Annotated in this window: 9 protein-coding genes; 8 read left to right on the forward strand and 1 reads right to left on the reverse strand. The window is 69.9% G+C overall.

Features of this window, described 5'->3' with window-relative positions:
- Positions 1–457: 457 nt before the first annotated feature.
- From ABD366_RS25310 to ABD366_RS25345, 8 genes are all read left to right on the forward strand, one after another.
- Positions 458–4,480, forward strand: a complete 4,023-nt coding sequence (locus ABD366_RS25310) for a nitrate- and nitrite sensing domain-containing protein (protein ID WP_344442515.1) — start codon at positions 458–460, stop codon at positions 4,478–4,480.
- 9 nt (positions 4,481–4,489) lie between these two features.
- On the forward strand, positions 4,490–4,903 hold the full coding sequence (locus tag ABD366_RS25315) for a roadblock/LC7 domain-containing protein (RefSeq protein WP_164305831.1): 414 nt from the start codon (positions 4,490–4,492) through the stop codon (positions 4,901–4,903).
- Between the two features lie 183 nt (positions 4,904–5,086).
- Positions 5,087–5,500, forward strand: a complete 414-nt coding sequence (locus ABD366_RS25320) for a DUF742 domain-containing protein (RefSeq protein ID WP_324775234.1) — start codon at positions 5,087–5,089, stop codon at positions 5,498–5,500.
- On the forward strand, positions 5,481–6,071 hold the full coding sequence (locus tag ABD366_RS25325; RefSeq protein ID WP_324775236.1) for a GTP-binding protein: 591 nt from the start codon (positions 5,481–5,483) through the stop codon (positions 6,069–6,071). The genes ABD366_RS25320 and ABD366_RS25325 overlap by 20 nt, the downstream gene beginning before the upstream one ends.
- Before the next feature lie 383 nt (positions 6,072–6,454).
- Positions 6,455–9,673, forward strand: a complete 3,219-nt coding sequence (locus ABD366_RS25330; protein WP_324775238.1) for a nitrate- and nitrite sensing domain-containing protein — start codon at positions 6,455–6,457, stop codon at positions 9,671–9,673.
- 83 nt (positions 9,674–9,756) lie between these two features.
- On the forward strand, positions 9,757–10,170 hold the full coding sequence (locus tag ABD366_RS25335; RefSeq protein WP_026057603.1) for a roadblock/LC7 domain-containing protein: 414 nt from the start codon (positions 9,757–9,759) through the stop codon (positions 10,168–10,170).
- 93 nt (positions 10,171–10,263) lie between these two features.
- The gene (locus ABD366_RS25340; RefSeq protein ID WP_324775242.1) at positions 10,264–10,842 is read left to right on the forward strand and encodes a DUF742 domain-containing protein; all 579 of its coding nucleotides are present in this window, start codon (positions 10,264–10,266) and stop codon (positions 10,840–10,842) included.
- Positions 10,823–11,413 carry a GTP-binding protein gene (locus ABD366_RS25345; RefSeq protein WP_324775244.1) on the forward strand — a complete coding sequence of 197 codons (591 nt, stop codon included), beginning with the start codon at positions 10,823–10,825 and terminating at the stop codon, positions 11,411–11,413. Before ABD366_RS25340 ends, ABD366_RS25345 begins: the two co-directional genes overlap by 20 nt.
- A 722-nt stretch (positions 11,414–12,135) precedes the next feature.
- Here the strand turns inward: ABD366_RS25345 and ABD366_RS25350 are convergent.
- The gene (locus ABD366_RS25350) at positions 12,136–12,573 is read right to left on the reverse strand and encodes an ATP-binding protein (RefSeq protein ID WP_324775246.1); all 438 of its coding nucleotides are present in this window, start codon (positions 12,571–12,573) and stop codon (positions 12,136–12,138) included.
- Positions 12,574–12,743 lie beyond the last annotated feature (170 nt).

A 12,743-nucleotide genomic window follows, 5' to 3' on the forward strand; every position in this document is an offset into this window, starting at 1 on the left:
ACATGTGAGTTTGCTCACGAGCGCCCTCTCAAATGGGGCACTTCGGGCCACGAACTCGCCCTCGGGAAACGGACATTGCACCACTGAAGCCACCATTCCGCTCCCGATCGTCGCGACTGGGACACCCCCCGACCGTACGAGGAACGTCCGCGAATGCCCGGTTTCCCCTAGATCACTTTCTACGTCTCGTTACCCTCTCCTCACACCGGGTCACAGGAGGCACAGCGCATCCCTCGGGCCTTGTTGGAGATCCTGCACTGTGCTGAAATTCCCGGGACCGTCGCGGGATGGAACCGGTGCACAGAGGCGCGTGCAGCGCCGAGCTGCGACGGGGAGGGGAGCCAGCGCCGGTCACTCACGACCACAGGGGGGCGTTTCAGGTCGCCCTTCGAACTACGCCGACACCGTCCTGCCCGCGTATGCGGAAGGGACGCCTGGTCCAGAGGTTGCGACGCTAGTGCAGGGACGTAAGAACAGGGATGGCAGCGCTGCGGCGGAGCCGGAGCCGCGCGGCGGGACCGGTCCGATATCAGGCGGCTCCCAGCCCCCGCACGCCCAGAACCCGGGGCGCACGGCGTCCGTCGAGACGGGTGAGCGCGACGGGCGCTCCGTGTCCGGCGGTCCGACCACGCCGGCGCCCGCCCCGGCCAAGCCGAAGACGCCCACCGGGCCCGGCCCCCGAATAGCGCTGCGCAACTGGCGCATCTCGACCCGTCTGGTCGCACTCCTCACGCTGCCCGTGGTCGCCGCGACCTCCCTCGGCGCCCTGCGTATCTCGGAGTCCCTGGACGACATCCAGCAGCTCGACAACATGAAGCTGCTCACCGAGATGACCAAGCAGGCCACCGACCTGGCGTCGGCGCTCCAGGAGGAGCGCGACCAGTCGGCGGGGCCGCTGTCGAACAACCCGAAGGCGACCGGCGACTTCAGCATCAAGGCGGCGCGCGAGAAGACCAACCGCGCCCGTGACACGTTCCTGCAGAGCACGACCGACATCGAGGGCGACAGCGGCTCAGGCAGCCTCAACGGTGTGCGTGAGCACGCCGTGCAGATCGCCCACGAGCTGATCAACCTCAACAAGATCCGGCAGGGCTCCTACGCCGCCAAGACCAACTCGTCGCAGACGGTCGAGGCGTACGCCCGCATCGTCGAGCAGCTGCTCTCCCTGTCGACCGACATGGCGCAGGCGACCAGCAGCCCCGAGATGATCCAGCGGACCCGCGCCCTGGCGGCGTTCTCCTCGGCCAAGGAGTACGCGTCCGAGCAGCGCGCCGTCATCGCCGCCGCGCTGCCGCCCAACAGCTCGACGTTCGGCTCGATCACGGAGACGGACCGCCAGTACGCGCTCGCGGCGTCCGAGAACCAGGCCTCGCAGCTCGACTCGTTCCGCAGCGTCTACGGCGAGGTCGACGCGCAGGAACTGCTCAAGCCCCTCGACGAGAACAACGCCACCATCAAGGCGGCGGACAACTACGCCGAGCGCGTGCTGGCCAAGTCGGACGGCATCAAGACCCAGGACAAGCGCTCCTACAAGGACTGGGTCGACGCGGACAGCTCCCGTATCCAGGAGATGTCCAAGATCGAGCTGACGCTGCTCAACCAGATGGAGCAGCAGGCCCGTGAGCTGCGCAACTCCTCCGAGCAGTCCGCGATCATCAACGGTGCGCTGATCCTGATCGTGCTCGGCGTCTCCCTCGTCGGCGCGTTCGTCGTGGCCCGCTCCATGATCCGCTCGCTGCGCCGGCTCCAGGACACCGCGACCAGGGTCGCCCAGGACCGCCTGCCCGAGCTGGTCAAGCAGCTCTCCGAGTCGGACCCGCAGGACGTCGACACCTCCGTCGAGTCGGTCGGTGTGCACTCCCGGGACGAGATCGGCCAGGTGGCCGGGGCCTTCGACGAGGTGCACCGCGAGGCCGTCCGTCTCGCCGCCGAGCAGGCCCTCCTGCGGGGCAACGTCAACGCGATGTTCACCAACCTCTCGCGCCGCTCCCAGGGTCTTATCCAGCGCCAGCTCTCGCTCATCTCCGAGCTGGAGTCCCGCGAGGCCGACCCCGACCAGCTCTCCTCGCTGTTCAAGCTCGACCACCTCGCGACCCGTATGCGCCGGAACGGCGAGAACCTCCTCGTCCTCGCCGGTGAGGAGCCGGGCCGCCGCTGGACGCGGCCCGTGCCGCTCGTCGACGTGCTGCGTGCCGCCGCGTCCGAGGTGGAGCAGTACGAGCGCATCGAGCTCGCCTCGGTCCCCGCGACCGAGGTCGCCGGCCGCGTCGTCAACGACCTCGTGCACCTGCTCGCCGAGCTGCTGGAGAACGCGACATCGTTCTCCTCGCCGCAGACCAAGGTGAAGGTGACCGGTCACGCGCTGCCCGACGGCCGCGTCCTGATCGAGATCCACGACACCGGTATCGGCCTCTCCCCCGAGGACCTCGCCGCGATCAACGAGCGGCTCGCCTCGCCGCCCACCGTGGACGTGTCGGTCTCGCGCCGCATGGGTCTGTTCGTGGTCGGCCGCCTGTCGCAGCGCCACGGCATCCGCATCCAGCTCCGCCCCTCCGACTCCGGTGGTACGACCGCGCTGGTCATGCTGCCCGTCGATGTCGCCCAGGGCGGCAAGAAAATTCCCGGCAGCCAGGCGGGCCCCGGCGGTGGCGGTCCGGCCGCCGCGCAGGCCGCGGCCGGTGCCGGTGCCGCACGGCGCGGTGTCGCGCCCAGCGGCGGCGGCACGGCGGGCCGGCTCAACGCCGGGCCGGGTGCGGCGCGGCCGCAGGTCGGTGCCGGTGGCGGTGGCCCCCGGCCGGCGCTGCCCGCCCGGGACGGCGGCTTCAACCTCGGCCCGCAGAACCCGCAGGGTCCGCAAAGCCCTCAGGGTCCGCAGAACCCGCAGGGTCCGCGTGACTCCGGGCAGCAGCGCGGCCCGCAGAACCCGCAGGCACCCCAGCGCCCGCAGGCCCCGCTGCCCGCGCGCGCCCAGCAGAACCCGCAGGCCCAGCAGAACCCGCAGGCCCCGACCGGTTCGGGCACCGGTGCCTTCAACGGCGCCGGGCAGGGTCCCGTCGCGCCGCAGCAGCGCACGCACAACGACCCCGCCGAGAAGCAGGGCCGGCGCCGTCCGGTGCTGCCTCCGCGCGGTGGTCCGCGTGCCGAGCTGCCGGGCGGCAACCCGCAGCCCCGCGTGCCGAGTTGGAGCGACGAGAACGCGCAGCCGCACCTCGACGCGCCGCGCGGTCACGACGAGCCGGACTCGACGTCGCAGTTCCCGCGGGTCCAGGACGACCGCCAGGGCCCGGGGTCCACGGCCGAGTTCGCCCGCCCCGACTACGACGCGCCGCCGCCCGCACCCCGGTCCGGCCAGGACCAGGGCACCGGCCAGTTCGTCCGCTCGGACGTCTTCGGCGGCATCCCGAACGGGAACGGCGGCCAGGGCGGCGGCAACGGCTTCCGGGACAACGGCCTGCCGAACCGTCAGGACCCGTCCGGCACCGGCCAGTTCGAGCGTCCGCAGGACCCGTCGGACCTGGGCCAGTACGGCCGGCAGCAGGACCCGTCCGGCACCGGCCAGTACGAGCGTCCGCAGGAACCGTCCGGCACCGGCCAGTACAGCCAGTTCCAGGACCCGTCGAACACCGGGCAGTACGAGCGTCCGCAGGAACCGTCCGGCACCGGCCAGTACGGCCTGCCGCAGGAGCCGTCCCACAGCACCGGGCAGTACAGCCAGTTGCAGGGCCCCTCCGACAGCGGGCAGTACGGGCGTCCCCAGGACCCGTCCGCCACCGGTCAGTACGGCCAGGCGCAGGACCCGATGAGCACGGGGCAGTACGAGCGTCCCTCGGCTCCGCGTCAGCGTGGCGGTGGGCAGGACTTCCCGCCCGTGCCGCGTCCGGCCGGGCAGGACCAGGGCATGCCGGTGCAGCCGCAGCAGCAGGAGTACCTGCCGCCGGCCACCGGTCCCGGCGACGGTCGTACGCCGCTGTACGACACGCTGGAGACGAACTGGTTCCACGGCCAGCAGGCCCAGGGACAGGGTCAGGGCCCGCAGCAGAACCAGGGCCAGGACCAGCAGAACGGGCTGCAGGGACGCCCCCTGCCGCAGCGCGGCCCTCAGCAGGCCGCCCCCCAGCAGGCTCCGCGGCGTGCGCAGGCACCGTCGGCGCCCGCCACCCCCGACTCCGGGCAGAACCAGGCGAACTGGCGGCAGTCCCCGAACGACGAGCTGATGCGTCAGGCCGAGCGGGTGCGCAAGCCCGCCGCGGGCGGCGTCACCGTCTCGGGTCTGCCGCGTCGTGTGCCGCGCGCGAACCTCGTGGCGGGCACGGCCCAGGAGCAGCAGCAGAACCAGACCGGCCCTCAGGTCTCACGCGCGCCCGACGAGGTGCGCGGACGGCTGACCAATCTCCGTAGGGGCATTCAGCAGGGCCGGCAGGCCGGTGGCACCGGTCAGACCGGCAGCTACCCCCGCCCCACTCACCAGCAGGAGCGTTAGTTGAGCCAGATGAGCCAGGCGGCACAGAACCTGAACTGGTTGATCACCAACTTCGTGGACAACACGCCGGGGGTCTCCCACACGGTCGTGGTGTCCGCGGACGGTCTGCTGCTCGCGATGTCCGAGGGCTTTCCGCGCGATCGCGCGGATCAGCTGGCGGCCGTCGCGTCGGGTCTGACCTCACTGACCGCGGGGGCCTCGAGAATCTTCGAGGGCGGCCCGGTCAATCAGACGGTCGTGGAGATGGAGCGCGGCTTTCTTTTCATCATGTCCGTCTCCGACGGATCATCGCTCGCCGTGCTCGCGCACCCGGATTGCGACATCGGTCTCGTCGGGTACGAGATGGCGCTGCTCGTCGACCGGGCGGGCGCCGTGCTCACCCCGGATCTACGCGCAGAGCTGCAGGGCAGCCTGCTGCACTGATGAGGGTGACAGCCGGTAACCCCGGCCACACCTGAAGTCTGGTGCATCACCCGCCCCGGAATCCAGAGAAGCCACGTAATCCCCTTCCGATCTGCGTCCCGTCACCGTATGGCCGTCACAATCCCCCCACCGGCCCACCCTCAGACGCCAGGCTCTCGGCCTGCCGTCCCGCCCGGAGGATCCATGACCCCGCCCACCGCTCCTCACGATCCGTACGGCAGCGCAGCCGCACAATCTGCCTACGGTTTTGAGGGCGACCAGCCGCTGGTCCGCCCGTACGCGATGACCGGCGGCCGGACCCGGCCGCGCTACCAGCTCGCCATAGAGGCGCTCGTCAGCACGACCGCCGACCCGGCGGCCCTGGTGACGCTGCTCCCCGAGCACCAGCGCATCTGCCACCTGTGCCGCGAGGTGAAGTCGGTCGCCGAGGTGTCGGCCCTGCTGTCGATGCCGCTCGGCGTGGCCCGGATCCTCGTCGCGGACCTGGCCGAGGCCGGGCTCGTCGCGATCCACCAGCCAGGCGGCGACGAGAACAACGGCGGCGCGCCGGACGTGACTCTGCTCGAAAGGGTGCTCAGTGGACTTCGCAAGCTCTGACGGCGCCACCGGGGCCGCTCCCCGGTCGACCACTTCGGCCAAGATCGTGGTGGCCGGTGGCTTCGGCGTCGGCAAGACCACGTTCGTGGGCGCTGTCTCCGAGATCAATCCGCTGCGCACCGAGGCCGTCATGACCTCGGCCAGCGCCGGTATCGACGACCTCACGCACACCGGGGACAAGACGACCACGACGGTCGCCATGGACTTCGGCCGCATCACGCTCGACCAGGACCTGATCCTGTACCTGTTCGGCACGCCCGGCCAGGACCGCTTCTGGTTCATGTGGGACGACCTGGTGCGCGGCGCGATCGGCGCCGTCGTCCTCGTGGACACGCGCCGCCTCGCCGACTGCTTCCCGGCCGTCGACTACTTCGAGAACTCCGGCCTGCCGTTCGTCGTCGCCCTCAACGGCTTCGACGGACATCAGCCGTACAACCCGGAAGAGGTGCGGGAGGCGCTGCAGATCGGGCCCGACACCCCGATCATCACGACGGACGCCCGACACCGTGCGGATGCGAAGAGTGCGCTGATCACGCTGGTGGAGCACGCTCTGATGGCCCGTCTCAAGTAGACGGGAACAGTCGGAAGTCGGCCACCAAGTGGCTAGATCCGTACGGCAGTTGTCGTAGGCCCTTCGTAGACCCTCCGGTGGCCCCTGTGGCCTTTGACACGCGGGGCCACTGTGTTCATAACGTTTCGACAGAGAATTCCGGGGGTGCAGACACACGTCGCGCACACCCGGTTCCACTGTGCTCACAAGAGCCCCGCCTTTTGGCGGGGCTCGCTCTTTATGACCGTTTTATCTGGGGCATACATCACGGAGAGGTTCCGCTTCCGACTGTTTGGAGGTGCGCCTCCTGACGTGCTGGAATGCGCTGAACTGCCCAGTAGGTACGGGCCTGGAGACACACAGCGGCACAACGTAGGTGCCGACGCCGAGAGGTTGTTGGTCGAGTGAGGCGAAGCAAGAACAGTCCCGAGCCGGCATCGGCGCGGGGCAACTTCACCCCGCCGCCGCGCACGGCGGCGCAGGCCGCCCCGGCCGAAACGGCGGTGCCGAAGCCGTCGGGGGGCCGGATGTCGCCGCGCAACTGGCGTGTGCCCACCAAGCTGAACGCGATCCTGCTCATACCGGTGCTCGTCGGCCTGGTCATGGGTGGCTTCCAGGTGAAGAACTCGATCGACACCTGGCACGAGGCCGAGGACGCCGAGAGCACCGCACGGCTCGTCCAGGCCTCGCTGACGTACGGCAACCGCCTCGTCGACGAGCGTGACATCTCCGCCGCTCCCCTGCTCCAGGGCAAGAAGAACGACCCGAAGGTCGTCAAGGCCCGCGCGGCGACGGACGCCGCCGCCGACGAGTTCCACGCCGCGGCCAAGAACATGCCGCACAAGGAGGGCCTGGAGCGCCGCATGGCGCAGTTCACCCAGGTCGAAGGCGGCCTCGACAAGCTGCGTGCCGCCTCCTACACCTCCAAGCTGCCCGGCGTGGCGACCGAAGAGGGCTACGTCGCCATCCAGCACCCGCTGATGGAGTTCGCCAACGAGCTGGGTCTCGGCACCGGCAACATCACCAGCTACGGCCGTACGGTCTACGCGATCTCGCTCACCAAGGCGGCGCTCTCCCTGGAGCGCTCCATCGGTATGCACCTGCTGGTCAAGCCCGGTCCGACCGTGACGAGCTTCGCCAAGCAGCGCACCGCGCTCGGCAGCTATGCCTACCTCGAGGGCATCGCCATCGAGGAGTACAAGGGCGGCGGTACGCCCGAGGACCTCAAGAACCTCGAAGCCACGATCAAGCAGCTGAAGACGGACGGCCAGAAGCAGGCCGCCGCCGCCAAGGCGAAGGACCCGAGCTACGTCCCGCCGCCGGCCGACACCACCGAGATGGTCGGCGACATCGTGGCGCTGCCCAGTACCCAGCCCAGCGCCCGGCTCGCTCTCGCGCAGAAGGGCGTGACGGCCCAGAACTGGTGGGCGGTCAACACCGCCAAGTTCGACGCCTACCGCGGAATCGAGTCGGACCTCGCCGACAAGGCCGTGACCGAGGCCTCCGGCATCGCCGCCGACGCCAAGCAGCAGGCGTTCATCATCGGCGCGGCCGTCGTCATCGCCCTGCTCGCCGCGTTCATCATCGCCGGGATGATGGCCCGCCAGATGTCCCGCTCGATGCGCCGGCTGCGCTCCGCCGCCTTCGACGTGGCCGAGCAGCGGCTGCCGATGCTGGTCGACCAGCTCTCGCGGACCGAGCCGGGCCGGGTGGACACCCGCGTCCAGCCGATCCCGATCAACACCCGTGACGAGATCGGCGAGGTCGCCCGCGCCTTCGACCAGGTCCACCGGGAAGCGGTCCGGCTCGCCGCCGAGCAGGCCCTCCTGCGCGGCAACATCAACGCGATCTTCACCAACCTGTCGCGCCGCAACCAGTCCCTGATCGAGGGCCAGCTGACCCTCATCACCGACCTGGAGAACAACGAGGCGGACCCGGACCAGCTGGAGAACCTCTTCCGCCTGGACCACCTCGCGACCCGTATGCGCCGCAACGGCGAGAACCTGCTGGTCCTCGCCGGCGAGGAGCCCGGCCGCCGCTGGGACCAGCCGGTCCCGCTGGTCGACGTGCTCCGTGCCGCCTCCTCCGAGGTGGAGCAGTACGAGCGCGTCGAACTGTCCGGCGTGCCCGAGGCCGACATCCACGGCCGCGCGGTCACCGACCTCGTGCACGCGCTCGCCGAGCTGCTCGAGAACGCCACGACGTTCTCCTCCCCGCAGACCAAGGTCCGCGTCACCGCGACCCGTCTCCCCGACGGCCGCATCATGATCGAGATCCACGACAAGGGCATCGGCCTCACCGCCGAGGACTTCGCGGACATCAACCACAAGCTGGCCAACCCGCCGACCGTGGACGCCGCGATCTCCCAGCGCATGGGCCTGTTCGTGGTCGGCCGCCTCGCCGACCGGCACGGCATCCGCGTGCAGCTGCGCCCCTCGGGCGAGCAGGCGGGCACGACCTCGCTGGTCATGCTCCCGGAGAACATCACCCACGGTGGCGGCGGTCAGCAGGGCAACACCGACTTCGACCAGTTCACCGTCTCCACGATGATTCCGCAGCAGCCCGCCTTCGAGAAGGAGCCGCTGCGCACCGCGGCCGAGCTCGGCTTCGACGACAGCCGCTACGACGTCCCGGACGACGCGCGCGAACTGGACCCGGTCGGCCGCTCCCTGATGCGCGAGGAGCGTCGCGCGGCGCTCGAGGCGCAGACGACCGGCCAGGAGGGCGAGGGCGACCGCCCGCTGTTCCGCGACGAGATCGCGCAGCGGCAGTCCCAGCCCCACCAGCCTCACCAGGCGGACCAGTCACATCAGCCCCAGCAGTCGGGCTTCGCAGACCAGTCCGCGTACGACGGACAGCAGCACGGCTACGACCCGCAGCAGCAGATTTCCTACGACAATCAGGGTCAGGGCGTCTACGGCGACCAGCAGCAGGGCGCGTACGACGACCGGCAGCAGAACGGGTACGACGGCTTCGCCCCGGCGCAGTCCGCCTTCAACCCGGGTCAGCCGGCCGCCTACGAGTCGGACTACGCCCCCCAGAACGGCTATGCGGAGTCCCCCCGGGACTCCTACAACGCCTTCGAGGAGCCCGTCCGCCAGGCCGACTGGCAGGGATCGGACGGCTACCAGGGTGACTTCCGGGCTCCCTTCGCACCCGAAGCGGAATCCGCGCAGGGCACTGACGCCGCGGACCGGGAGAGCGTAGGCTTCGAACCGGGTACCCCCGCCGGTGCAGGCCTCGCGGCCGGCCCCTCCCCCTCCGTCACGCACGATCTGACCGACGCGGGCCTTCCGCGCCGCGGCCCCAGCGCCCCCCAACGCCAGGAGCCGGCCCAGGACCAGGCCGCGGAGGCCACTCCCAAAGACACCAGCTGGCGCTCGGCCAACGACGAGCGCTGGGGGCGCGCGGAGCGGCTGAAGCAGCCGAAGGCGGGCGGGGTCACCTCGTCCGGTCTGCCGCGCCGGGTGCCCAAGGCCAACCTGGTCGAGGGCACCGCGGAGTCGACGCCGCAGGGCGGCCCCCAGATCTCCCGGGCCCCCGAGGACGTACGGGGCAGACTGAGCAATCTGCGCCGGGGCGTGCAGCGCGGGCGCAGTGAAGGCAGTAGTGACCAGCAGTGACCGTAGTGACGATGAACGGCCAGGACAGCGGGTATCCCGGTGGCCCTGAAGCACCTACTTCCAGGAGCGTTAGTGTGAGCCCGATGAGCCAGGCGGCACAGAACCTGAACTGGTTGATCACGAACTTCGTGGACAACACCCCCGGGGTGTCCCACACCGTGGTGGTCTCCGCCGACGGACTCCTTCTGGCGATGTCCGAAGGGTTCCCCCGCGACCGTGCCGACCAGCTGGCGGCCGTCGCATCGGGACTGACCTCGCTGACCGCGGGCGCGTCCCGCATCTTCGAGGGCGGCGCGGTGAACCAGACGGTTGTGGAGATGGAGCGGGGATTCCTCTTCATCATGTCCATCTCCGACGGTTCTTCTCTTGCCGTCCTTGCACACCCCGAGGCGGACATTGGTCTCGTTGGGTACGAGATGGCACTTCTTGTCGACCGCGCGGGCACGGTTCTCACGCCCGACCTGCGTGCGGAGCTCCAGGGAAGCCTTCTCAACTGACAGACGGACGGTGCGTTTTCGCGTCCCGTGGCCGTAAAGTTTCGGGACGCGGCTCCACAGTGATGGTGCCCAGCGCAGTCGGAGGAGGAGTACGTGTCTGGTTCAGCAACACCCCCGAGCGGTTCGTCGGCCCACTGGCCGCCCTACGGCCCTGTCCAGGGTCAGGGCCAGCCAGGCGCGGGTGACGGCTCGCAGAACCGGTACAACTTCCCTTCCACGCCGAGCCACGCCCGGCCGACCCGGCAGCCCGGTCCCTACGACCAGCCGCCGGCGCCCCGGATCCAGCCTGTGCAGCCGCAGCCGCGTCCTGACGCGAGGCCCGCCGCCGCGAACAATCCCCTGGTGCGCCCGTACGCCATGACGGGCGGCCGCACCAGGCCGCGCTACCAGCTCGCCATCGAGGCGCTGGTGCACACCACCGCGCAGCCGCACCAGTTGCAGGGCCAACTGCCCGAGCATCAGCGGATCTGCCACCTCTGCCGAGAGATCAAGTCGGTGGCCGAGATCTCGGCCCTGCTCTCCATCCCCCTCGGCGTGGCCAGGATTCTCGTCGCCGACTTGGCGGAAGCGGGCCTGGTCGCCATCCATCAGCCCGGCGGCGACGAGAGCGCCGGCGGCCAGCCAGACGTGACACTGCTCGAAAGGGTGCTCAGTGGACTTCGCAAGCTCTAGCGGAGGGCCGGCAACTCCAAGTCGTTCCACCACGTCCGCGAAGATCGTGGTGGCCGGCGGGTTCGGCGTCGGCAAGACGACCTTCGTGGGCGCCGTGTCGGAGATCAACCCGCTGCGCACCGAGGCCGTCATGACGTCCGCGTCCGCGGGCATCGACGACCTCACCCACACCGGGGACAAGACGACCACGACGGTCGCCATGGACTTCGGCCGCATCACGCTCGACCAGGACCTGATCCTGTACCTGTTCGGCACGCCCGGCCAGGACCGCTTCTGGTTCATGTGGGACGACCTGGTGCGCGGCGCGATCGGCGCCGTCGTCCTCGTGGACACGCGCCGCCTCGCCGACTGCTTCCCGGCCGTCGACTACTTCGAGAACTCCGGCCTGCCGTTCGTCATCGCCCTCAACGGCTTCGACGGCAACCAGCCCTACGGACCCGACGAGGTCCGTGAGGCACTGCAGATCGGGCCCGACACCCCGATCATCACGACGGACGCCCGGCACCGCGCCGACGCCAAGTCGTCGCTCATCACCTTGGTCGAGCACGCTCTGATGGCGCGCCTGCGCTAGCCGGAACACGGTTCGCCCGGTACTTTCGCCCCGCTGGCACATACCGGCGGGGCGTTGTCGTTCTCGTAGGGGCGTGTTCACGGCCCGGAACACGCCGCGTCTCTCGGCCATGATGATGCGGCCCTTGCCCGACCGCCTCCACATAGCCCTCACATGCGGGTTGTCCCTCCGCACCTGCACGTACGCGCAGTAACACCTTTGGCTAAAGGTTGACTACGCCCGAGATGTCCGGCCGTGCATCTGACCGGAACCGGATACCTGCCGCTGTAATGATTTCGTTTGCACTCGCGCTCCCCTGGCCGGGGCGGGACCATATGCGATGGCCCCACTGCGGGCTGGGTGAGAGCGGACCGCACAACCGATGGCGGACCGCACCCCCCGACCGGCACGGCGGCGTCCCGCACCAAGGGCGCTCCGACCGCCCCAGGGAACTCCTGGCGGCCCATCAGCCGCCGAGGAGCCCCTCACCACCTTCCGCTCTACGTGGAAGGCGCGCCCAGGCCCCCGGCGCGGACGCACCCACCGGACATCTGGCTCGACCGAGCCGGCACACCTGTGTCCACCGGGGAGCGTCCACATCAGCGCGCCCATGGACGACCACGCAGAGGATTCGAATGCATACGCACAGACACACGGCAACGCCACCGTCGCTGCCGCCCCGAAGGACAGCTGCGGCGGTGGCGTCCCGTCCCCCCAGGGGGACCTGGGGAGCTCCGGCTTCGTCAGCCGGACACGTCCGTGTCGACGTCCGCGAGCGACAGCTCGGCCCACACGACCTTTCCGGCGGGCGTCGGGGTCATACCGACAGCGGAGGCCTGGGCGGCGACCAGGTACAGGCCGCGCCCTCCGGTCGCGAAGAGGTCCGGCGGCTCGGTGGGGATGACCACGAGCTCCGGCGACGTGTCCGCCACCTCGAGGCGGACGCCGTCCTCGGTACGGCGGATGACGAACTCGAACGTGTTGTCGCCGCAGTGCCGCACATTGCTGCACAACTCCGTCGCCACGAACGAGGTGTCGTACACCAACTTCTGCAGCCCCCAGCAGCGCAGGCGGGCGCCCACGATCCGGCGGATCTGCTCCAGGCGATGCGGGCTGTACTCCATACGGATCGCACACGGCCGATCGATCAGGTCGATCTCGTCCGTTGGCTGGTCCGGCATTACCCCTCCGGGGGTCGCGTGGCGGTCAACTCGCTTGCAGGCAAAGGGCGTTGCTCGAGCATCATGGAGCGAAAGTATTCGTTAGGCAAGTATTACGCGGAAGTACTGTGCCGGCACAGGGGGGCAGGCATATGACAGTTGTGTGGCCGGAAGGCGCGGGACATCATGTG

This window comes from Streptomyces kunmingensis, from assembly GCF_039533535.1.
GTDB lineage: Bacteria > Actinomycetota > Actinomycetes > Streptomycetales > Streptomycetaceae > Streptomyces > Streptomyces kunmingensis.

What these genes read in the sequence shown, in the direction of transcription:
- ABD366_RS25315 (WP_164305831.1), top strand. Translation starts at nt 4,490, where the DNA reads ATGAGCCAGGCGGCACAGAACCTGAACTGGTTGATCACCAACTTCGTG.
- ABD366_RS25320 (WP_324775234.1), top strand. Translation starts at nt 5,087, where the DNA reads ATGACCCCGCCCACCGCTCCTCACGATCCGTACGGCAGCGCAGCCGCA.
- ABD366_RS25350 (WP_324775246.1), bottom strand. Translation starts at nt 12,573, where the DNA reads ATGCCGGACCAGCCAACGGACGAGATCGACCTGATCGATCGGCCGTGT.
- ABD366_RS25335 (WP_026057603.1), top strand. Translation starts at nt 9,757, where the DNA reads ATGAGCCAGGCGGCACAGAACCTGAACTGGTTGATCACGAACTTCGTG.